Source organism: Streptomyces sp. SID14515 (assembly GCF_010548505.1).
Lineage (GTDB): Bacteria > Actinomycetota > Actinomycetes > Streptomycetales > Streptomycetaceae > Streptomyces > Streptomyces caviscabies.
This window is the reverse complement of the sequence record NZ_JAAGMH010000079.1, coordinates 167083-187489: the sequence shown is the minus strand read 5'-3', so window position 1 is coordinate 187489 and position 20407 is coordinate 167083. Positions and strand designations below refer to the sequence as shown.

General features: G+C 72.6%; 20 protein-coding genes and 1 pseudogene. 10 read left to right on the top strand and 11 right to left on the bottom strand.

What is annotated here, in order from left to right; translation table 11 throughout:
• On the bottom strand, positions 1–881 hold an 881-nt coding region (locus G3I54_RS16815), incomplete at its 3' end, for a BTAD domain-containing putative transcriptional regulator (RefSeq protein WP_343240348.1).
• Between the two features lie 172 nt (positions 882–1053).
• Here G3I54_RS16815 and G3I54_RS16810 point away from each other — a divergent pair.
• The gene (locus G3I54_RS16810) at positions 1054–1860 is read left to right on the top strand and encodes a site-2 protease family protein (RefSeq protein ID WP_164615546.1); all 807 of its coding nucleotides are present in this window, start codon (positions 1054–1056) and stop codon (positions 1858–1860) included.
• A 33-nt stretch (positions 1861–1893) separates the two neighbouring features.
• Here G3I54_RS16810 and G3I54_RS16805 read toward each other — a convergent pair whose 3' ends face one another.
• From G3I54_RS16805 to npdG, 3 genes are all read right to left on the bottom strand, one after another.
• Positions 1894–3000: an ABC transporter permease gene (locus G3I54_RS16805; RefSeq protein ID WP_343240347.1), complete on the bottom strand. Its 1107-nt coding sequence runs from the start codon at positions 2998–3000 to the stop codon at positions 1894–1896.
• Between the two features lie 167 nt (positions 3001–3167).
• Positions 3168–3350: a hypothetical protein gene (locus tag G3I54_RS16800; RefSeq protein ID WP_164615544.1), complete on the bottom strand. Its 183-nt coding sequence runs from the start codon at positions 3348–3350 to the stop codon at positions 3168–3170.
• Positions 3351–3450: 100 nt separating this feature from the next.
• Positions 3451–4161, bottom strand: a complete 711-nt coding sequence (npdG, locus tag G3I54_RS16795) for an NADPH-dependent F420 reductase (RefSeq protein ID WP_164615542.1) — start codon at positions 4159–4161, stop codon at positions 3451–3453.
• A gap of 211 nt (positions 4162–4372) precedes the next feature.
• Here npdG and G3I54_RS16790 point away from each other — a divergent pair, with 211 nt between their 5' ends.
• Positions 4373–5701: an MFS transporter gene (locus G3I54_RS16790; protein ID WP_343240346.1), complete on the top strand. Its 1329-nt coding sequence runs from the start codon at positions 4373–4375 to the stop codon at positions 5699–5701.
• A gap of 67 nt (positions 5702–5768) precedes the next feature.
• Here G3I54_RS16790 and G3I54_RS16785 read toward each other — a convergent pair whose 3' ends face one another.
• Positions 5769–6026 (bottom strand): hypothetical protein, encoded by a 258-nt coding sequence (locus G3I54_RS16785; protein ID WP_164615540.1) that lies wholly within the window; start codon positions 6024–6026, stop codon positions 5769–5771.
• A gap of 58 nt (positions 6027–6084) precedes the next feature.
• Here G3I54_RS16785 and map point away from each other — a divergent pair, with 58 nt between their 5' ends.
• From map to G3I54_RS16770, 3 genes are all read left to right on the top strand, one after another.
• A complete protein-coding gene (gene map / locus G3I54_RS16780) occupies positions 6085–6942 on the top strand; it encodes a type I methionyl aminopeptidase (protein ID WP_164615538.1) in 858 nt (285 codons plus the stop codon).
• A 243-nt stretch (positions 6943–7185) separates the two neighbouring features.
• Positions 7186–7851, top strand: coding sequence for a biliverdin-producing heme oxygenase (locus tag G3I54_RS16775; RefSeq protein ID WP_164615536.1), 666 nt, complete (start codon positions 7186–7188; stop codon positions 7849–7851).
• Positions 7852–7972: 121 nt separating this feature from the next.
• Positions 7973–8293, top strand: a complete 321-nt coding sequence (locus G3I54_RS16770; RefSeq protein WP_203686439.1) for a hypothetical protein — start codon at positions 7973–7975, stop codon at positions 8291–8293.
• Positions 8294–8318: 25 nt separating this feature from the next.
• Here G3I54_RS16770 and G3I54_RS16765 read toward each other — a convergent pair whose 3' ends face one another.
• The 3 genes from G3I54_RS16765 to G3I54_RS16755 all read right to left on the bottom strand — a co-directional run bounded on the left by G3I54_RS16765 (position 8319) and on the right by G3I54_RS16755 (position 12265).
• Positions 8319–8996, bottom strand: a complete 678-nt coding sequence (locus G3I54_RS16765) for a PhzF family phenazine biosynthesis protein (protein WP_164615534.1) — start codon at positions 8994–8996, stop codon at positions 8319–8321.
• Between the two features lie 123 nt (positions 8997–9119).
• Positions 9120–10718: an HtaA domain-containing protein gene (locus G3I54_RS16760; protein WP_164615532.1), complete on the bottom strand. Its 1599-nt coding sequence runs from the start codon at positions 10716–10718 to the stop codon at positions 9120–9122.
• Positions 10719–10807: 89 nt separating this feature from the next.
• Complete coding sequence (locus tag G3I54_RS16755; protein WP_164615530.1) at positions 10808–12265, bottom strand: HtaA domain-containing protein; 1458 nt, start codon at positions 12263–12265, stop codon at positions 10808–10810.
• A gap of 143 nt (positions 12266–12408) precedes the next feature.
• On the opposite strand from G3I54_RS16755, the gene G3I54_RS16750 reads away from it, so the two are divergent.
• The 4 genes from G3I54_RS16750 to G3I54_RS16735 all read left to right on the top strand — a co-directional run bounded on the left by G3I54_RS16750 (position 12409) and on the right by G3I54_RS16735 (position 16610).
• Positions 12409–13491: an ABC transporter substrate-binding protein gene (locus G3I54_RS16750; RefSeq protein ID WP_164615528.1), complete on the top strand. Its 1083-nt coding sequence runs from the start codon at positions 12409–12411 to the stop codon at positions 13489–13491.
• Positions 13488–14615, top strand: a complete 1128-nt coding sequence (locus G3I54_RS16745) for an iron ABC transporter permease (RefSeq protein ID WP_343240345.1) — start codon at positions 13488–13490, stop codon at positions 14613–14615. Before G3I54_RS16750 ends, G3I54_RS16745 begins: the two co-directional genes overlap by 4 nt.
• Entirely contained in the window at positions 14612–15451 is an 840-nt protein-coding gene (locus G3I54_RS16740; RefSeq protein ID WP_164615526.1) for a heme ABC transporter ATP-binding protein, read from the top strand. Before G3I54_RS16745 ends, G3I54_RS16740 begins: the two co-directional genes overlap by 4 nt.
• A 136-nt stretch (positions 15452–15587) precedes the next feature.
• Positions 15588–16610: a hypothetical protein gene (locus tag G3I54_RS16735; protein WP_164615524.1), complete on the top strand. Its 1023-nt coding sequence runs from the start codon at positions 15588–15590 to the stop codon at positions 16608–16610.
• Between the two features lie 20 nt (positions 16611–16630).
• Here the strand turns inward: G3I54_RS16735 and G3I54_RS16730 are convergent, their stop codons facing one another.
• Positions 16631–17377 carry a bifunctional DNA primase/polymerase gene (locus tag G3I54_RS16730; protein WP_164615522.1) on the bottom strand — a complete coding sequence of 249 codons (747 nt, stop codon included), beginning with the start codon at positions 17375–17377 and terminating at the stop codon, positions 16631–16633.
• Positions 17378–17540: 163 nt separating this feature from the next.
• Positions 17541–18191 (bottom strand): TetR/AcrR family transcriptional regulator, encoded by a 651-nt coding sequence (locus G3I54_RS16725; protein ID WP_164615520.1) that lies wholly within the window; start codon positions 18189–18191, stop codon positions 17541–17543.
• A gap of 220 nt (positions 18192–18411) precedes the next feature.
• Here G3I54_RS16725 and ddaH point away from each other — a divergent pair.
• Positions 18412–19275, top strand: a pseudogene (gene ddaH, locus G3I54_RS16720) (dimethylargininase); the annotation flags it as partial.
• Here the strand turns inward: ddaH and G3I54_RS16715 are convergent.
• Positions 19272–20312: a small ribosomal subunit Rsm22 family protein gene (locus G3I54_RS16715; protein WP_164615516.1), complete on the bottom strand. Its 1041-nt coding sequence runs from the start codon at positions 20310–20312 to the stop codon at positions 19272–19274. The pseudogene ddaH and the gene G3I54_RS16715 sit on opposite strands and share 4 nt — an antisense overlap.
• Between the last annotated feature and the right edge of the window lie 95 nt (positions 20313–20407).

Below are 20407 nucleotides of genomic sequence, written 5' to 3'. Positions count from 1 at the left end.
GTGGCGGGCGGGCTCCCAGGTGCGGTTCCGGAGGCGGGCAAGCTCCCGGGCGCGGTTCCGGCGGCGGGTAGGCGCCCGGGGGCGGTTCCCGTGGCGGGCGCGGGCTCCCGCACGGGCTTCGGGGCGGTCGGGGCCGAGGGCTTCGGTGCGGCCGGCTCCGGTTCCTGGTGGAGGAGCTCGGTGTGCAGGGCGCGCAGGGCCGGGCCCGGCGCGGTGCCGAGGCGGTCGTCCAGGAGGGTGCGGACCTCCTCGTACGCGGCCAGCGCCTCGGCGGGGCGTCCGGCGTCCCGCAGGGCCGTGATGCGCAGGACCTGGAGCGGTTCGTCGAGCGGGTGGGCGTCGCAGAGCGCGGCGAGCTCGGGCAGCGCGGCCCCCGCTCTGCCGAGGGCGAGGAGGGCGCCGAGCGCGGCGCGGCGCGCGTCGAGCCTGCGGGCCTCCCAGCGGGACGCGGTCGCCGTACGGTCGGGCAGATCGGCCAGGGCGGGCCCGTTCCACAGGGCGAGGGCCTCGCCCAGGACGGCGAGGGCGCTCGCGGCGTCGCCGTCCTCCAGCGCCCGGCTCCCCTCCCCCGCCAGCCGCTCGAAACGGTGCAGGTCCACCGCGTCCGGCGGGGCGGCGAGCCGGTAGCCGCCCGCCACGGACTCGACGGCGCTCCGGCCCAGGGCCCGCCGCAGCCGCCCGACGAGGGCCTGGAGCGCGCCGGCCGCGTCGGCGGGCGGGTCGCCGTCCCACACCTCGTCGACGAGGACGCCGGCCGGGACGGTCCGTCCGGGGCGCAGCGCGAGAACGGTGAGCAGGGCGCGCAGCCGGGCCCCGCCGAGGGCGACGGCCGTACCGTCGTCGCGGAGTGCCCGGGTGGTGCCGAGGATGCAGTAGCGCACGGGCCCATTGTCCGTGACGTTGCGGGGCGCGGCGTTGACAGGGTGGAACTCCGTCACCGGTCCCCGACGTTCCCGCCCTGTCGGAACCGTCGAAACCGTACGATCGCCCTTCCCGGGCCCGCGCCCGGTGCCACCCGCCCTTCGTGTCCCCCACCTCAGGAGTCGAGCACCGATGACCACCGCAGCCAGGACCGGCGACCGGAGGATCAGCCCGGTCTTCCTCGGCATCGCCGCCGTCACCGCGGTCGCGGGCTGGGCGGTGTGGACGGGTTTCGCGGACGCCACCGGCTTCGCGGTCTTCCTGTTCGTCACCGGGGCCTGGATCGTCTCGCTCTGTCTGCACGAGTACGCGCACGCCCGTACCGCGCTGCACAGCGGGGATCTCTCGGTCGGGGCGAAGGGCTATCTGACGCTCAACCCGCTGAAGTACACGCACGCGCTGCTCAGCATCGTGCTGCCGGTGCTCTTCGTGATCATGGGCGGGATCGGGCTGCCCGGCGGCGCGGTGTACATCGAGCGCGGCCGGATCCACGGCCGGTGGAAGCACAGCCTGATCTCGGCGGCGGGCCCGCTGACGAACGTGGCGTTCGCGATCGTCTGCACGGCCCCGTTCTGGCTGGACGCGCTCGACGGGGTGCCGCGCGCCTTCCAGTACGCGCTGGCGTTCCTGGCGATGCTCCAGGTGACGGCGGCGATCCTGAACTCCCTGCCGATCCCGGGCCTGGACGGCTACGGGGTGATCGAGCCCTGGCTCTCGTACAGGATCCGGCGGCAGGTGGAGCCGATCGCGCCGTTCGGGCTGATCGCGGTGTTCGCGATCCTCTGGATCCCCGAGGTGAACATCGTGTTCTTCGACGCGATCCACGCTCTGCTGCGCGGACTCGGCGTCGAGGAGTACCAGCGGTACTGCGGTTACGACCTCTACCGCTTCTGGCGGGGCCTCTTCGACGAGCAGGATCCGGGCTGCGCGGTGGGCTGACCGCGCGGCCCGGACGGCGCCGTTCCCGCGATCTCAGGCCGGGACGGCGGACGTCGTGCGGGGCTCCCGCTTCCGCTTCTCGCGCAGGGCGGCGGCGAGGATCGCCACGGCCACCCCGCCGAACGCCCAGGCGCCGAGGATCCACAGGGCGCCGGTGGTGGCGTTGCCGTCGAAGTAGACGGTGTTGCGCACCACGGTCGTCCCGGCCCCCGGTGGCAGGGCCTGGCCGATCGCCGCCCAGAACGGGGGCAGCAGCGAGGACGGATAGACCCCGCCGGAGCTGGGGTTGCCCAGGACCGTGAAGATCAGGATGGTGAGGCCCAGGCCGACCGTGCCCGCCACCGACTGGAGGGCGACGCCCACGGCGCCGGAGGCGAACACCACCAGGGTGCCGATCCCGACCAGCTCCCAGAACGCCCCCGGCAGGCAGTCCAGCACCGGGCCGACGATGAGCGCGCCGCCGATGCCCGAGACGAAGCCGTACGGGAGCATCGCGGCGAGCCGGACCAGGGTGCGGCGCAGGGTGGGCTTCTTGGAGCCGGCCGCCATGTTGAGGGCCGAGGCGGCGAGGTAGCCGCCGATGGTCCAGCTGAGGACGAGGTAGAAGGACGACAGGCCCCGCGAGTCGCCCGCCGAGGGCGCGCGGAGGTCGCGTACGACGATGGTCCGCTCCTGCGCCCGCGCGACCTCCTGGAGGATCTCCGTGGCCGCCGTGGTGGCCGACGGGCCGCCCGCCGAGGCGACGAGCAGGGTGTCACTGCGGCTCGCCGGGTCCACGACGAGGGCGGCGTCGGTGCGCCGGTCCAGCAGCCGCGCCCGTGCTTCGGCGCGGTCCGCGACCGGGGTGACCTGGAGGGGGTCGCCGGGGAGTGCGTCGAGCCGGGCCACCAGGTCGCGTTCGACGGCGGGCGGGGCGACCAGCGTGATCGGCACCTTGTGCGGCTCGGGGGCGTGGAAGGCGCCCATGTAGGAGAGCGCGAAGCCCAGCTGCAGCAGGAGCACCCCGAGCATGACGAGCGCGGACCGGGTGGAGACGGCATCGCGGACCTCCCCCAGGAAGCCCCGGTCCCCTTCCGCCGCCCGTGCGGTCGATCCGATCCCGGATCCGGGCCCGTACCCGTCGTCCCTCGCGTCTGCCACGCGGTCCTCCCTCGTCGGCCCGCCACGGCCGTGGCGAGGCCGTCACATGGTCGGCCCTGGGCGGCGCCCGGTCTTCGGGACGCGCCCCACGGGCGAGCCCCTCGACCCGAACGGCGGAGGGACGGCGAGAGCCGGGGAGGCGGGGAGTGGAGGGGTGGGCGGGAGGGTCAGCCCGCGTCGGCGGCGGTCAGCACGCGCTGCCTGCGTACGTAGTACCAGGTCATGTTCGACGAGAGCCCCGCGATGAGCACCCAGACGATCCCGAGCAGACTGCCCTGTACGAAGGAGACCACGGCCGCGGCGACGGCGAGGACGCAGACGACGAGGGCGTAGAGAGCGATACGGGGCATGGGGGTCGACTCCTGTCGGGAACGGGTCGCGGTCCCGTCCAGTGTCCCCCATGCCCCGTTGTGCCCCGCCCGTGGGAGCCCTCCCCGGGGCGCGGCCCGGTCAGACGTCGGTGGTGCGCAGCCCGGCGTGGGCCTTGTAGCGGCGGTTGACCGAGATCAGGTTGGCGACCAGCGACTCGACCTGGTGGGCGTTGCGCAGCCGCCCCGCGAAGATGCCCCGCATTCCGGGGATCCGGCCGGCCAGCGCCTGCACGAGGTCGGTGTCGGCCCGCGCCTCGCCGAGGACCAGCACGTCGGTGTCGATCTCCTCGATGGACTCGTCCTGGAGCAGTACGGCCGAGAGGTGGTGGAAGGCGGCGGTGACACGGGAGTCCGGCAGCAGGGCGGCGGCCTGTTCGGCGGCGCTGCCCTCCTCCGGCTTGAGGGCGTAGGCGCCCTTCTTGTCGAAGCCGAGCGGGTTGACGCAGTCGATCACGAGCTTGCCCGCGAGCTCGGAGCGCAGGGATTCGAGCGTCTTGGCGTGGCCGTCCCACGGCACGGCGACGATCACGATGTCGCTGCGCCGGGCGCACTCCGCGTTGTCCGCGCCCTCGACGCCGAAGCCCAGCTCGGCCGCCGCCTGTTCGGCACGCGCCGCGTCCCGGGAGCCGAGGGTGACCCGCTGTCCGGCGCGGGCGAGCCGGTAGGCGAGGCCGCGCCCCTGCGGGCCGGTCCCGCCGAGCACGCCGACGCTCAGGCCGGAGACGTCGGGAAGGTCCCAGGGGTCCTTGGCGGGGGGCTTGGGCGCGCTGCCGCTGTCCTGTGTAGTCATGGGCCGACCCTACTGCCAGGTAGTGCCCGGGAAGCCGCCTCCCGGGCCCTCCGTCCCGGACGCCGCGCGGTCCTCCGTTCAGGTGAAGGAGCGGCCCGCGGGCCGCCGGCGGTGTGCGGCCGGGGCCCGCAGCCCGGCCGAATCGCGGTCCCGGGGCGTACCGGAATATCTGCTTGCCCGGAACGCCCGGCAGTACGGATCATGGCCCCTCGTGACCTCAGCGCCTCCCTCGCCCTCCGCCTCCCCGTCTCCTCCCCCGTCCTCGCCGTTGTCGGCCCGGATCCGCGCCCTGCTGCCGGACCTCTCGCCGTGGCGTTCCTCGGCGGACTTCCGGCTGCTGTGGGTGCAGGGCCTGATCACGTACTTCGGCAGCTTCATGGCGCTCATCGCGCTGCCGCTCCAGATCAAGGACCTCACGGGCTCGCCGCTCGCGGTCGGGGCGATGGGCGCGGTCGAGCTGGTGCCGCTGGTGGTCTTCGGGCTGTACGGCGGGGCGCTCGCGGACTCGGTGGACCGCCGCCGGGTCATCCTGCTGACCGAGGCGGGGCTCGGGGTGCTCGCCGCGATCCTGCTGGTGAACGCCCTGCTCCCGGAGCCGCTGCTGTGGCCGCTGTACGTGGTGGCCGGCGGGGTGTCCGCGCTCGCCGGGCTCCAGCGGCCCGCGCTGGACTCGCTGATGGCCCGGATCGTGCCGCACAAGCAGCAGACGGCGGCGGCCGCGCTGAACTCGCTGCGCTGGCAGATCGGGGCCATCGCGGGCCCGGCGCTGGCCGGTCTGGTGGTGGCGTACGCCGGTCACGGCACGGCGTACGGGGTGACGGTGTGCACGTTCGCCGTCTCCGTGGTGCTCTGTCTGCGGCTCTCCCCCGCACCGCCGGCCCGTGACGCGCGGAAGCCGTCGCTGCGCGGGATCGTCGAGGGCGCGCGGTACGCGTGGAGCCGGCCGGTGCTGCTGGGGACGTACGCGATCGACCTGGCGGCGATGTTCTTCGCCTTCCCGAACACGATCTTCCCGTTCCTGGCGGACGAGCTGGACGCGGAGTGGTCGCTGGGCCTGATGTACGCGGCGGGCTCGGTCGGCTCGCTGGCGCTGGGGCTGACCAGCGGCTGGACGTCACGGGTGCGCAGGCACGGGCTGTTCGTGGTGTTCGGTGCGACGGCGTGGGGTCTGGCCATCGCCGCGGCGGGCTGGTTCTCCAGCGTGTGGGTGGTGCTGCTGTGCCTGGCCGTGGCCGGGGCGGGCGACATGCTGAGCGGGCTGGGGCGCGCGACGATCTGGAACCAGACGATCCCGGAGGAGCTGCGGGGGCGGCTGGCGGGCATCGAGGTGCTCTCGTACAGCATCGGCCCGCAGCTGGGTCAGGTGCGGGCCGGGGCGATGGCCGGCTGGACGGGGACCCGGTCGGCGATCTGGACGGGCGGGGTGGCGTGCGTGGCGTCGGTGGCGCTGTTGACGGCCGCGCTGCCGAAGTTGGTGCGGTACGACTCGGAGACGGACGAGGACGCGGTGCGGAGGCGGGAGGCCCGGGTGGAGGGGTGACCCCGGGGCTCCGCCCCGTACCCCGCTCCTCAAGCGCCGGAGCGGCTGGAAAGACGGAAAGACGTCCTCAATCGCCGGACGGGCTTGAGGTTCCGCCGGGCGGGCTTGATTTGCCCTTGTCCTCGTCGTGCCATTTCGGGTCCGTGTCCCACTGCAGGTTACGGTCGCGGGCCGTGTCCATGGCGTGCTGGGCCGCCTCGCGGGAGGTGTAGGGGCCGAAGCGGTTCTGGGCAGGGCACTCCGGGCCCTCCTCGACCTTCTTGTGCTCCAGGCAGTAGTACCATTCGCCCGGTTTGCCGACCGTGCGCTTCTTGAACAGGGCCATCGACGGCTCCTTTCCTCCCTGCCATGGTGCCCCGGGGCCGCTGGTTAGACTCGCTGGCATGTCTGGCCAGTCGCTTCTCGTACCAGGGGAGATCACTCCCGTCCGTTCCGTACCCGGAAACATCCGGCGTCCCGAGTACGTGGGGAAGCCGGCTCCGAAGCCGTACACCGGCCCGGAGATCCAGGACGCCGACACCATCGAGCGGATGCGCATTGCGGGCCGTATCGCCGCGCAGGCGATGGAGGAGGCCGCCAAGCACATCGCCCCGGGGGTCACCACGGACGAGCTCGACCGGGTCGCGCACGACTTCATGGTCGATCACGGCGCGTACCCTTCGACGCTCGGTTACCGGGGCTTCCCGAAGTCGCTGTGCAGCTCGCTCAACGAGGTCATCTGTCACGGCATCCCCGACTCCACCGTGCTGCGCGACGGCGACATCGTGAACCTGGACGTCACCGCGTACATCAACGGGGTGCACGGCGACAACAACGCCACCTATTTCTGCGGTGACGTGGACGAGGAGTCCCGGCTGCTGGTCGAGCGCACCCGGGAGTCGCTGAACCGGGCGATCAAGGCGGTCCGGCCCGGGCGTCAGATCAATGTGATCGGCCGGGTCATCGAGTCGTACGCGAAGCGGTTCGGCTACGGGGTCGTCCGCGATTTCACCGGGCACGGGATCAATTCCTCGTTCCACTCCGGTCTGATCATTCCGCACTACGACAGCCCGCACGCCACCACGGTGATGCAGCCGGGCATGACGTTCACCATCGAGCCGATGCTGACGCTGGGCACCCACGAGTACGACCTGTGGGAGGACGGCTGGACCGTGGTGACGAAGGACCGGAAGCGGACGGCCCAGTTCGAGCACACTCTGGTGGTCACGGAGACCGGAGCGGAGATCCTCACCCTCCCGTAGATCACCACACTCCCTGGATCACCACACTCCCCAGATCACCCCAAAGCGACCAAAAGGGCACCCTTCGCTCCCTTCGGGCGTAGTTTTTTACCGACAGGCAGTCGGGAACCAGTTGACTTAGGTAAACCTAAGTAGGAGGATCGGGCCTACCGGCACGCGCCGCCGCACCGTCGCGGCGGTCGCCTGCCGATATTTCCGTCTCTTTCTGGACTTCCCGTCCCCCTCGGTCCCCGGAGGCCCGCCTTGGACGCAACCGCCACCGTCACTCCCTTCTCGACGCTGATCCGCACCGCGTCGCACGAACAGCACACCGAGGCCGAGACCTCGACCTTCATGGGTGACCTGCTCGGCGGGCGGCTGGGAGTGGACGCGTACACGCGCTACACCGAGCAGCTGTGGTTCGTGTACCGGGCGCTGGAGGAGGGTTCGGAGGTCCTGCGGAACGACCCGGTCGCCGGCCCGTTCATACAGCCCGAGCTGATGCGCTCCACCGCGCTGGAGCGCGACCTGGCGCATCTGCGCGGGGCCGACTGGCGCGCGGGCCTGGAGGCGCTGCCCGCCACCGTCGCGTACGCGGACCGGGTCGCGGAGTGCGCGCGCACCTGGCCCGCGGGTTATATCGCCCACCACTACACGCGCTACCTCGGCGACCTCTCGGGCGGCCAGATCATCCGCGACAAGGCGGAGAAGACCTGGGGCTTCGAGCGCAAGGGCGACGGCGTGCGCTTCTACGTCTTCGAGGAGATCACCAACCCGGCCGCCTTCAAGCGGGGTTACCGCGAGCTGCTGGACGCGGTGAACGCTGACGACCTGGAGAAGCAGCGCATCATCGAGGAGTGCAAGCGGGCCTTCGCACTGAACACCGCGGTCTTCCGCGAGTTGGGCGAGGTCTTCCCGCTCAGCGCGTAGCGGCGGCGGGTGAACGCAGGGCTGTGAGCGCACGGCTCCACCGGAGGATTTGGTGGAGCCGTGCGCTTTTCCCGTTTCCGCCTTTCCCCTTTTTGCCGCAGGAAAGGCGAACGCCGGCCGGGTGGTCACGCTGCGCGTCGCCGCGAGCGGTACGGTCACCGAACTCCAGGACGTGCGGCAGGAGAAGGCGGACGTCACCGGATCCGCCGAGGCGGGCGACCGGTTCGGCGAGCAGGTCTCCGTCGTCAACACCTCGCCCCGGAACACCGGTACGACCACGACGATGCTGCTGGCCGTCGGCATCCCGGGCGAGAACGAGGGCACGGTCGTCGACTCCGGCGCCATCCAGACGTTCTCGCTGCTCGGCGCTCCGGGCCTCACGGACCGCTGGAAGGGCGGCCTGCCGGCCGTCGGCAAGGCGTTCGGCGGCGCGCTCCGGTAGAGCGGCGGAACGGGCCGTCCGGGGCTCAGCCCCGGACGGCCATCAGGACGCGGCCCCCGACCTCCACCGTGCCGTCCGGCGCGGGTGCGGTGAGGATCTGGGAGCCGCGTCCCTGGGTGATGTTGAGGGCCCGGCCGAGTCGCGCGCTGAGCAGCAGGGCCGCCGCGCCGGTCGCCTCGTCCTCGACGATGCCGCCCTGCTCGCCGCGCCGCGGGAAGGCCCGCGCGCGCACCCGCCCGGCGGCCTCGTCCTCCCAGGCCCAGGCGTAGAGCCAGCCCTCGCCGGGCGGCGGTCCCAGCAGCGCCTCGACCTCGGCGGCCGTGGCGTACTGCTGGAGCGTGCGCGGCGGGACCCACTCGGGGCGGGCGGTGATCCAGGTGAACTCCCCGTCCTGGCGCGCGAACACGTCCCCGACCGCCAGCTCAAGGACCTCCAGGTCCAGCAGCCAGGCGGTGCCCACCAGCGGGTGTCCGGCGAACGGCAGCCGCAGCCCCGGGGTGTGGATGTCCACCCGCCCGCGCTCCGGGTCGTCGACGAACACGGTCTCGCTGAAGCCGAGTCGCCGGGCCAGCTGCTGCCGGGACGCCTCGTCGGGGTGGCCGCTTCCGTCGCGTACGACGCCGAGGGCGTTGCCGTGCCGGCCGTCGGGTCCGCAGAACACCCGCAGGACGTCGATGCCCCGGGGTACGTCGTAGTCGTTCACGGGGGCATTCAAGCACTGTGCGGGGTCGGGGCGGGAACCGAGCGGGTACGGCCGCGGGGCCGTACCGGCGAGCACTGCTGCTGCCGGTACGGCCCCGGGGGACGTGCGGGTGGTGCGGGTGGGTCAGGCGGTGACGTCACGGCGACGGCGCGCCGCGATCACGACACCGGCGCCGGCCGCCACGACGACGCCGGAGGCGGCGATCAGGGCGCCGGTCGGCAGGTCGGAGCCGGTGGAGGCCAGGGCGCCGGAGCCGCCGACCGAACCGCCGGTGGAGCCGCCGACCGTGCCGCCGCCGGTGGTGGAACCGCCGGCCGTGGAGCCGCCGGTGGAGGAACCGCCGGTGGAGCCGGAGCCGCCGGTGGAGCCGCCCGGAAGCTGGGCGTCCTTGTCGATGGAGACCGCGACGTTCAGGGCATCGAGCTCCTCACCCTTCTTGTAGAAGCCGCCGAACGCCTTGGCGCCGTCCGTGGTGAGCGTCGCCGGGACGTTCTTGAGGTTCACGATGCCGCCCTTGGCGGCGAGCGCGCCGGCGGGCACCTTCAGGTCGGCGAAGGACAGGGCGGTGAACTTGCTGACCTTGCCGGTCTTCTGGTCCTTGGAGGAGACGTCGGCGAGGAGCGTGCCGGAGGTGCCCTCGATGTCGACCTTCAGGTTGCTGATCGACAGGTCGAGGACATACTCGCCCTTGGTCTCGTGGCCGAGGAAGCGCACCTTGCCCTGGAACGCGGCGTCGAGGGTGTTCTTGTCGGCGTCGAGGAGGCCGGTGGCCTTGGTGAATCGGTAGCCGTCGGCGACGGTGGTGGCGCCGCCGCTCGTCTCGACCTTGCCGTGCGCGATGTTGCCGACGACGTACGAGCGGAACTTCTCCTTGACGCCCCAGTTCAGGGTGCCGTCGACGACCGGGCCGCTGACGGGCGCGGCGGTCTCGGAGGCGGTCGGGGTCGGCTTGCCGGTGGGCTCCTCGGTGGGGCCGGTCGGCTGGCCCGTCGGCTGGCCGGTCGGCTGCTCGGTGGGCTTGCCGGTCGGCGGGGGCGTCACCGGGGGCGTGGTCGGAGGCGTGGTCGGGGGCTTGGGGGCCTGCTTGACCGACAGCGTCACCGGGTCGAGGGCGGAGCCCTCGGCGTAGAAGCCGGCGAAGGCCTCCGCGCCGTCCGCGGTCAGGGTGGCCGGGATGTCGGCGAAGACCATCTCGCCGCCCGCGCCGCCGCCCGGCTTGACGGCCGTCATGTCGAGCGCGGCGATCGGGGCGTCGTCCTTGGTGACGACGGTGCCGTCCGTCTTCTTGCTGGTGAAGTCGGCGGTGATGGTACCGGTCTCGCGGCCCGTACCGGCCTTGATGTCGCTCAGCTTGACGTCGAGCACGCCGTGGTGGCCCTCGAACCGGACGCTGCCCTTGAACGCGGTGTCGGAGGCGTGCGTCCCGGTGTCGTAGGTGCCCTTGCCGTCGGTGAAGGTGAACACACCGTTGCCGTCGGCCTGCTGGGCGCCGTCCGCGACGGTGATCTTGCCCTGCGCGATGGGGCTGACGATGTACTTGCGGAAGGACTCCTTGACGCCCCACTCCAGCTTGCCGTCCACCAGCTCCAGCTTCGGAGCGGCGGCGGGACCGGCCGCCGGGGAACCGGCGGCGAGGGCCGGGAGGGCGAAGGCGGTGGCGCCGAGGGCGGCGGCCGTGGCGACGGCCGCGGCGAGGGCTATGGGGCGGCGGGTTGCTGCCATGTCGGTGTGTCTCCTCAAGGGACAGGGGGCGGAAGCGAAGCGTGGGGGGAGGGGGTGATGGTCCATAAGGCACGCATGGGGGTGCCGGGTCAGGAAGTCGGGGAGGCGTCGGGGCCCGCGTCGGCGGCCGCGGGGGCCTGCCGCGCGCCTCGGCGGCGCAGGGCGAAGAACGCCGCTCCGGCCGCGGCGAGCAGCAGCACACCGCCGCCGATCGCGGCGTACGTGCCGGTGCCGGGGCCCGAGTCGGAGGCGGCCGCGACCGGTTCGGCGGAGGGCTCGGCCGAGGCCTTCTTCGTGGGCTCGGCTGCGGCGGTCGGCTCGCTGCCGAGGTCGGGCAGCGCGGGCAGCTGGGCCTTCTCGTCGACGGCCACGGCGAGCGAGACCGGGTCCATCGCGGTGCCCGCCTTGTACATGGAGCCGAACGCCTTGGCTCCGTCGGCGGTGAGGGTGGCGGGGGCCTCGGTGAGGGTGGCGAGGCCCTCCTTCGGCGCGAAGTCCTCGGCGGCGAAGGTGACGATCGGGACGTTCTTGGTGGTCTTGCCCTCGCTGGTGACGTCGGCCGACAGCGTGCCCTCGCCCTTGGCGACGGCGACGGTGACCCCGGCGAACTTCAGGTCGAGGTCGTGGGCGCCGGTGAAGCGGATGCTGCCGCTGAAGTCCGCGTCCAACGTCTGCTTCTTCGCGTCATACGTCCCCTTGCCCTGCGGGAAGCGGAAGAGGGCTCCGCCGTCCTGGGCGCCGTCGGCGAGCGTCCACTTGCCCTGGCCGATGGAGCCGGTGACGTACTCGCGGAAGGTGCGGCGTACGCCCCAGTCGACGGCGGCGTCCTCGAAGCGGCCCGCCTTCTCCTTCTTCTCCGCCTTGTCCTTCTTCCCGTCCTCGTCCTTCTTCTCGTCCGGGGCGGACGGCTTCGGCTCGGCCGCGCCCTTGGTGTCGACGGAGAGGCTGATCGGGTCGAGCGGAGTGCCCTGGGTGTAGTAGCCGGCGAAGGCGGAGGCGCCCTCGGCGGTCAGCGTGGTCGGGATGTTGGTGAGGGCGATGGGGGTGGAACCGCCCTTCATGTTGATCCCGCCGAGGCCGAGCTTCGCCAGCGGCACCTGGGAGCGGTTGGAGACCTTGCCGGTCCCCCGCTCCTTGCTGACCATGTCCGCGAAGAGCGTGCCGCTGCCGCCGTCGATCCGGACGGTGGGCCGACTGATCGTGAGGTCCAGCTCGTTGCTGCCGTCGGCCTTCGTGTGGCCGGTGAAGTGCACCCCGCCGGAGAAGCCGGAGCTGAACGCCCCGGTGTCCGGGTCGTAGGAGCCGGTCGCCGAGTGGAAGCGGAACTGGCTGCCGCCGACCGTGGCCGCGCCACCGGTCAGGTTCCAGCTGCCGTTGGCGATGGGCCCGGTGACGTAGCTCTGGAAGGAGGACTTGATGCCCCAGTCCAGCCGGCCGCCCTGCACCGTGCGGCTTGCCGCTTGCGCGGTGGCGGCGGGGAGCAGGGCTCCCAGCAGTACCGCGAGAAGCGCGACGGCGAGCGCGCGGGCCGATCTGGACGACAGCATGAGAGACCCCTCCGAGGGCTGGATACGCAGGTAAGGCTAACCTAAGGTATTCCCAGCCTGTGCCGGAACCCCTCCGCCACCTCCACCATCTCCACACATCCGAACCACCCACCGCACGCCGCGGAACGACAGGACGGTGCCCAGTGCGCATCTCGCAGGACTTCGCCCCGACGGGCCCGGACACCGGACGCACGGCCCGCCGTCGCCCGGCCCGGGGCAGGGCGGCCGCCGCCCTCACCGCCGCCGTGGCCTTCGCCCTGGTCCTGACCGGCTGCGGCGGTGACGGCGGCGGCGAGTCCGCGCCGAAGTCCGCCAAGAGCGGCGCGGACGCCGACCGGGTCGAGCCGCTGGCCGCCCCGCCCGCACCGAAGTTGCCGGTGACGGTCGACTCGGCGGACGGCACGAAGGTCACGGTCGACTCCACCGACCGGATCGTGCCGCTGACCGGATCGCTCAGCGAGATCGTCTTCACGCTCGGCTTCGGCAAGCAGGTCGTCGCCCGGGACATCACCGCCACCTTCGAACAGGCGGAGAGGCTCCCGGTGGTGACCCGGGCCCATGACGTCTCGGCGGAGAGCGTGCTCTCGCTGAAGCCGACGATCGTCCTCGCCGACACCACCACCGGACCGTCCGAGGCGATCGACCAGATCCGCGACGCGGGCATCCCGCTGCTCGTCGTCGAACCGGCCAAGGGGCTCGACGACGTCGGCCGCCGTATCGACACCGTCGCCGAGGCCCTGGGCGTACCGTCGGCCGGTACCGAGCTGAAGGAGCGCACCGAGAAGCGGATCGCCGACGTCCAGAAGTCCATCCCGGCGCCCGAGGACGGCAAGAAGCCCCGGGTCGCCTTCCTCTATCTGCGCGGTTCGGCCTCCGTCTATCTGCTGGGCGGCGCGGAGTCCGGGGCCAGTTCGCTGCTGGAGGCGGCGGGCGCGGTCGACGCGGGCAAGGAGTCGGGCCTGAACAAGGACTTCACCGCCATCACCAGCGAGGCGCTCGCCAAGGCCGCGCCGGACGCGATCCTCCTGATGACCAAGGGGTTCGAGTCGGTCGGCGGCATGGACGGCCTGGTGAAGATCCCCGGTATCGCGGAGACCCCGGCCGGCATGGACCGCCGCGTGGTCACAGTCGACGACGGGGTGCTGCTCAACTACGGGCCGCGCACCGACCGGGTGCTCACCGAGATCGTCGAGCAGCTGTACGCGAAGGGCGGCAAGGGCCAGTGACCACCTCGTACGAGGAACGCACCGAGCCCGTGGGGAAGTCCACGGGCAAGGGCGCGAAAGGGCCGAAGGACGCGGAGGGCACTGCCCCCAAGTCCCCCCGCAGCAAGGCGTTCGTGCTCACCGCGGTGCTCTCCCTCGCCCTGCTCGCCGGCTGTCTGCTGTCCGCCGCGATCGGCGCGTACAACATTCCGCTCGGCGACGTCCTGTCCTCCGTGCAGCACCGGATCGGGCTCGGCGGCCAGGAGTTGGACCGGGTCGGCGAGAGCGTCCTGTGGAACGTACGGCTCCCCCGGGTCGCCCTCGCGGTGCTCGTCGGCGCGTCGCTCGGCTGTGCGGGCGCCCTGATGCAGGGCGTGTTCGGCAATCCGCTGGCCGAGCCCGGCGTGATCGGGATCTCGGCGGGCGCGGCGGTCGGCGCGGTCGCCTCGATCGCGCTCGGGCTGTCCTTCTTCGGCAACTGGACCATCACCGTCTTCGCGTTCGTCGCGGGCCTGGCCACCGTGCTGCTCGTCTACGCGCTCTCGCGCTCCGGCGGCCGGACCGAGGTGGTGACGCTGATCCTCACCGGTATCGCCGTCAACGCCTTCGCGGGCGCGCTGATCGGGCTGTTCATCTTCTTCGCGGACAACGCGCAGATCACCCAGATCACCTTCTGGCAGCTCGGTTCGCTCTCCCAGGCGACCTGGCCCAAGGTGCTGGCCGTGCTGCCGTGCGCGCTGGCGGGGCTGCTCATCGCCCCGTTCTACTCGCGCAAGCTGGACCTGCTGGCCCTCGGCGAGCGGCCCGCCCGGCACCTGGGCGTGGACGTGGAGCGGCTGCGGATCGTGCTGGTGCTGGTGGTGGCGCTGCTGACGGCCGCCGCGGTCGCCGTCGCCGGGATCATCTCCTTCGTCGGACTGCTCGTCCCGCATCTGCTGCGGATGGCGAACGGCCCCGGTCACCGCTTCCTCGTCCCGGGCAGTGCGCTCGGCGGCGCGCTGATCCTGGTGGCGGGCGACCTCGCGGCCCGTACGGTCGCGGCCCCCGCCGAACTGCCGCTCGGGGTGCTGACCGCGCTCTTCGGCAGCCCGTTCTTCTTCTGGCTGCTGCGCAGGACCCGTCGTAAGCAAGGTGGTTGGGCATGAGGACGCTGAGAGACCTGTTCGCGGTACGTCCCCGGGAGCTGCCCTCGCCCGTCGCCGCCGGCTCCTGTGCCGTCGAGGCGGTCGGCCTGTCGGTCCGGCTCGGGCAGCGGCAGGTGCTGGACTCCGTCGATCTGACCGCGCACGCGGGCGAGGTGGTCGCCCTGGTCGGGCCGAACGGCGCGGGCAAGTCGACGCTGCTGGCGGCGCTGGCCGCCGATCTGGCCCCCGGGAGCGGCGAGGTGCGGATCGACGGCCGCCCGGCCCAGGCGTGGTCCGCGCCCGAACTGGCGCTGCGCCGCTCGGTGCTGCCGCAGTCCGCCGCGCTGTCCTTCCCGTTCCCGGTGGAGGACGTCGTACGGATGGGGCGGGCGCCCTGGGCCGGTACGGAGCGGGAGGACGAGGACGACGCGGCGGTGGCGGCCGCGATGGCGGCGACCGAGGTGACCCGGTTCGCGGGCCGCCCGTTCTCCGCGCTGTCGGGCGGTGAGAAGGCCCGGGTGGCGCTGGCCCGGGTGCTGGCGCAGCGGGCCCCGCTGATGCTGCTCGACGAGCCGACCGCCGCGCTGGACCTGCGCCACCAGGAGCTGGTGCTGCGGATCTGCCGGGAGCGGGCGGCCGCCGGGGACGCGGTGGTGGTCGTGCTGCACGACCTCGGCCTCGCCGCGGCGTACGCGGACCGGGCCGCCGTGCTGCACGACGGGCGGATCGCGGAACTGGGCGCGCCGGACGAGGTCTTCACCGGTGAGCTGCTCGGCGAGGTCTACCGGCAGCCGGTGGAGGTCTTCCCCCATCCGCGTACGGGTACGCCGTTGATCGTGCCGGTGCGTCAGAGCTGAGGCGGTTCCGGGCCTGTCCTCGCTCAGGTCACGGTGTGGACGCTGTATCCGGTCCCCGCCCGCACGCCGTTCACCGCCCGGGTAGGGTTTCGACGGTCAGTGCGGGCGACGGATTCAGAAGGCGCAGAAGCAACGGATGACGAGACACCCTGGACTGGGTCGGCTGACGGCGGGGCTCGCGACGGCGACGGTGCTGTGCCTGACCGCGAGCGGCTGTGTGACGGTGCACGGGGAGCTCGAAGTGCTGCCCGGGGCGAAGAAGTCCGAGGCCGCGCAGGCGCTGAAGGACTTCACCGACGCCTACAACGCGGCGGACAAGGCGTTCGATCCGGCGCTGGACGCGGACCGGGTGACGGGTTCGCTCGGCGCGATCAACCAGGCGGGTCTGAAGGCGCGGCAGACGTACAACCCGGACGGCAACAAGGCGCACAAGCCGCTGGTGCTGGACGACGCGACCTACGTCATCCCCAAGAAGGCGGGCTGGCCGCGCTGGTTCCTCGCGGACACCGACTCCAACCGCGACCAGGACGGCGGGAAGCTGGACACCCGCTGGCTGGTGGTGTTCGTACGGTCGGGCCCCGACGCGCTGTGGAAGGCGTCGTATCTCGCGGTCGTCCCGCCGTCCCAGGTACCGGAGTTCACCCTCGACGAGGACGGGCTCGCCACCCCGGTGGAGCCGGAGGACGAGGCGCTTGCCGTCGCCCCGGCGGACCTGAGCACCTCCTACACGGCCTATCTGCGCGACGGTGAGCCCGATGTGTTCACACCGGGCACGGCGACCTCGGGCTGGCGCGAGGCGCGCCGGACCACCCGGCGGGCGGGGTTCTCGTACCAGTACATCGACCAGCCGCTGTCGGGGGCGACGTTCGCGCCGCTCGGGCTGCGCACCGAGGACGGCGGGGCGCTGGTCTTCTTCAGCAGCAAGCACTTCGAGCGGCAGACCGCGGCGAAGGGGCTCAAGCCGGAGGTCAACGCGGATGTGAAGGCGCTGCTGACCGGCGAGGTGAACAGCAGCCTCACCAAGGAGCGGGTCTCCAGCCAGCTGGTGCACGTGCCGCCGCGCGCCGAAGGGGCCGGCGCCGGTTCCGACGCGGGCTCCGGCGGCAAGGTGCGGATGCTGAACCGGCTGCCGGGCCTGGTCGCCGCGAAGGGCGAATAGCGGCGCCGGCCGCCGAGCCGTCAGCGGCTCAGCGGCCAGGCGATCGAGTCGTGGTCCAGCTCGCTCTGCTCGGCGCTGCCCGCGTACCGGGCGCAGGCGTCGGTGAGCGTCTCCAGCAGGGTCAGCGGGTCGGGCAGCTCGTGCTCGGGGCCGCGCACCCAGTGGACGTCGAGCTCACCGGGAAGGCGGGCGGGCGGCAGGAGGACATAGCTGCCCCGGCAGTGCCAGCGCAGGCCCGGGTGGGCGTCCATGGTCTCGGGGTGGCAGTCCAGCTCGCAGGGCCACCACTCGTCCTCGTCCTCGGGGGTGCCGCGGGTGGCGGTGAAGAAGAGCATCCGGTCCTCGCCGGACTGGGCGACCGGGCCGACGTCGATGCCCGCGTCGAGAAGACGCTCCAGGGCGCTGCGGCCGGCGGTGAGCGGGACGTCCAGCACATCGTGGATCATGCCGGTCGCGGTGATGAAGTTGGCCAGCGGCTGGCCGGCGGCCCAGCGCTCGATCTGGGCGCGGTCGGTGGTCGACTGCGTCTGCCAGGCGAAGGAGACGGGGTGCCGGGCGGGGGTGGGACAGCCGATGCGTTCGCACGAACATCGGTATCCGAGGGGGTGGGCGGCGGGGGCGATGGGCATGCCCGCCTCGGCGACCGCCAGGAGCAGCCCCACTCTGGCCGACTCATCGGTCTCGGCCCCCGGTGATTTGGGACGTCGCCGCAGCCACTGGGAGATCCTGCTCTCTGTGCCGCGGAAACGGCCGGAATCGGCGCCCATCTATCCCCTCACCTCAGCAGTTCACCTCAGCGTTGCCTGTCCATGGTCGCACCATCCTGCGGTTCGGGTGGCCAGAGTTCACCAGCGAGGCCGTGTACCACTGCACCGAGTGAGCACCATCACGTCCGATGTCACCACATAACGGATAAGGATCACCGCCGGGTCAGGGCCGCGGGGCGAGGCCGCCGAGGGTGTAGTCGACGATCGCATCGGCGTACGCGTGGGTGAGCGGCTGGGTCCGGAGCAGCCAGCGGTGCATCAGCGGGCCGATGAGCAGCTCCAGGGCGATCCGGGGGTCGACGTCGGCGCGCACGTGCCCGGCCTCCTGGGCGGCCCGCAGCCGTGTGACATACAACGCGAGCTGCGGTTCGAGCAGCTTCTCGACGAATTCGGCGCCCAGCTTCGCGTCCACGATGCCCTCGGCGGTCAGCGCGCGGGTGGGGATCTCCAGCGCCGGGTCGTTCAGCTCGTCGACGGTGGCCCGCAGGACGAGCCTGAGGTCGGCGGCCAGATCGCCGGTGTCGGGGATGCCCTGACCTGCGTCGGCGGCGCCCCGGGCGGGGTCGCCGGACTGCGCCGCGGCCTCCTCCGCCGCCCTGCCGGCCAGGTCCAGGAAGGCTTCCATCAGCACGGCGGCCTTGGAGGGCCACCAGCGGTAGATGGTCTGCTTGCCGACCCCGGCGCGGGCGGCGATACCCTCGATCGTCGTACGCCGGTAGCCCACCTCTGTGACGAGGGCGAGGGCGGCGTCGTGGATCGCGCGGCGGGAGCGGTCGCTGCGGCGGCTGGAGTCGGGTGCCTTGGTGGGTGCCATACGGCCAATCTAGCGCCGGGCGAGCCGATACGTATCGTCTTGGTACCGGTATGTATCGTCCTGTCCCCGTACGTGTCGGCCTGGTGCCGGTACGTACCGCCTCGGTGCCCGCGTACGTATCGCCCTGATGGCCCTGACCGGGCGGTCCGGTGAACCACCCGATCGGTTCACTGCGGATCCGGCGCGCACGGCGCACCATGGGCTCACGCACAGACCGTGCGCATCCCACCGTTCCGCGGCCACCGCCGCCGTTCGCGAGGAGCCCGAGTTGAACCGTGACGCCACCCCTCGTCGCTACCTGATGTGCGCACCGACGCACTTCCGGGTCACCTACTCCATCAACCCGTGGATGGACCCGTCCAAACCCGTCGACCTGCCGCTGGCCCAGACCCAGTGGGAGGACCTGCGCGACCGCTACCGCGCCCTCGGCCACACCGTGGAGCTGCTCACGCCCCGCCCGGACCTGCCGGACATGGTCTTCGCCGCCAACGGCGCCACGGTGATCGACGGCCGGGTGCTCGGCGCGCTGTTCGCGTACCGGGAGCGGTTCGAGGAGGCCGGGGCCCACCGGGACTGGTTCCGGGAGCACGGCTTCGCCGAGGTCCATGAGCCGGAGCACGTCAACGAGGGCGAGGGGGACTTCGCCGTCACCGCCTCGTATCTGCTGGCCGGGCGCGGCTTCCGCTCCAGCCCGCTCTCGCACGCCGAGGCCCAGGAGTTCTTCGGGCTGCCGGTCGTCGGGCTCGATCTGGTGGATCCGCGCTACTACCACCTGGACACCGCACTGTGCGTGCTGGACGCGGCGGCCGACGAGATCATGTACTACCCGGACGCCTTCTCCCCCGGCAGCCGGGCGGTGCTGCGCCGGCTGTTCCCGGACGCGCTGCTCGCCCGGGAGGCGGACGCGGCGGCGTTCGGCCTCAACTCGGTGAGCGACGGGCGGCACGTGCTGCTGCCGCAGGGCGCGACCGGGCTGCTCGATCCCCTGCGGGACCGGGGCTTCGAGCCGATTCCGATGGACCTGGGCGAACTGCTCAAGGGCGGCGGCAGCGTGAAGTGCTGCACCCAGGAGCTGCGCGGCTAGCTGTCCGGCTGCGCGGCTAGATCTCCGGCTGCGCGCGGCTGGCTCTCTGTGCTCTCCGGCGGCCAGGGATCGCCCCAGGCGACGTTCCTGGCCGCCCGGTAGAGCTCGCCGTGGCGCTTGGTGACCGTGGAGCGGGCGAGCCCTTCGTCGCGGGTGCACAGCTCCAGCAGGACCTGGCCCTTGCGGATCTGCGGTCTGCGGGTGATCCGGGCGGCGGTCGGGGCGGCGGGGAAGCGGGTGGCGACGACGTAACTGAACTTCTCGTCCTCGTGGCTGAGCGAGCCGCCCTTGACCTGCCGGTGCAGCGAGGAGCGGCTGACCCGGGCCGAGAAGTGGCACCAGTCGGCGCCGGGGGCGATCGGGCAGGCCTCGCTGTGCGGGCAGGGGGCCGCGATGCGCAGCCCGGCGGCGATCAGCCGGTCACGGGCCTCGATGATCCGGGCGTACCCGTCGGGGGTGCCGGGCTCGACGATCACCACGGCCTGCCCGGCGGCCGCCGCCGCGTCGACCAGCTCGGTCCTGGCGTGGGCGGTCAGCTCCTTGAGCACATAGCTGACGGTGATCAGGTCCACCGGGTCCAGTTCCAGTGCCGCACCGATCCGGGCCTGCTCCCAGCGGGCCTTGCGCAGCGCCGGCGCCCCGGAGGCCTCGGCCAGTTCGCGGCCGAGCGCGAGGGCCGGTTCGGCCCAGTCCAGGACGGTGGTGGCCGGGCCCTCCCAGACCCCGGCCACGGCCCAGCTCGCCGCGCCGGTGCCGCCGCCGACGTCGGTGTGGGTGGCGGGCGTCCAGTCGGGCGCGGCCTCGACCAGGGCGTCGAGGGCGGACCGTACGGCTTCGAAGGTGGCGGGCATGCGGTACGCGGCGTACGCGACGACGTCGGAGCGGTCGCGCAGGATCGGGGCGTTCGTCGGGGTCTCCCCGCGGTAGCTGGCGATCAGCCGGTCGACGGCCTGCGTGGCCTGTTTGGGCGGCAGTCCGTCGAGCAGCCCGGCCAGCGCCGCGCGCAGGGACTGTGCGGTGGGGAGGGTGACGTTCACCGCCGAATTGTAGGCGGAGGCGACCCGGCGGACGCATTCCGCTTCGCCGCCGCCGAAGGGGGTACGGGAGACCACGCGGGCGAAGCTGCGGGCCC

Coding starts and splice junctions, on each gene's coding strand:
- G3I54_RS16725 (WP_164615520.1), bottom strand. CDS start 18,191: ATGGCACCCACCAAGGCACCCGACTCCAGCCGCCGCAGCGACCGCTCC.
- G3I54_RS16735 (WP_164615524.1), top strand. CDS start 15,588: ATGACGAGACACCCTGGACTGGGTCGGCTGACGGCGGGGCTCGCGACG.
- G3I54_RS16755 (WP_164615530.1), bottom strand. CDS start 12,265: ATGCTGTCGTCCAGATCGGCCCGCGCGCTCGCCGTCGCGCTTCTCGCG.
- npdG (WP_164615542.1), bottom strand. CDS start 4,161: ATGACTACACAGGACAGCGGCAGCGCGCCCAAGCCCCCCGCCAAGGAC.
- G3I54_RS16785 (WP_164615540.1), bottom strand. CDS start 6,026: ATGGCCCTGTTCAAGAAGCGCACGGTCGGCAAACCGGGCGAATGGTAC.
- map (WP_164615538.1), top strand. CDS start 6,085: ATGTCTGGCCAGTCGCTTCTCGTACCAGGGGAGATCACTCCCGTCCGT.
- G3I54_RS16760 (WP_164615532.1), bottom strand. CDS start 10,718: ATGGCAGCAACCCGCCGCCCCATAGCCCTCGCCGCGGCCGTCGCCACG.
- G3I54_RS16810 (WP_164615546.1), top strand. CDS start 1,054: ATGACCACCGCAGCCAGGACCGGCGACCGGAGGATCAGCCCGGTCTTC.
- G3I54_RS16740 (WP_164615526.1), top strand. CDS start 14,612: ATGAGGACGCTGAGAGACCTGTTCGCGGTACGTCCCCGGGAGCTGCCC.
- G3I54_RS16800 (WP_164615544.1), bottom strand. CDS start 3,350: ATGCCCCGTATCGCTCTCTACGCCCTCGTCGTCTGCGTCCTCGCCGTC.
- G3I54_RS16730 (WP_164615522.1), bottom strand. CDS start 17,377: ATGGGCGCCGATTCCGGCCGTTTCCGCGGCACAGAGAGCAGGATCTCC.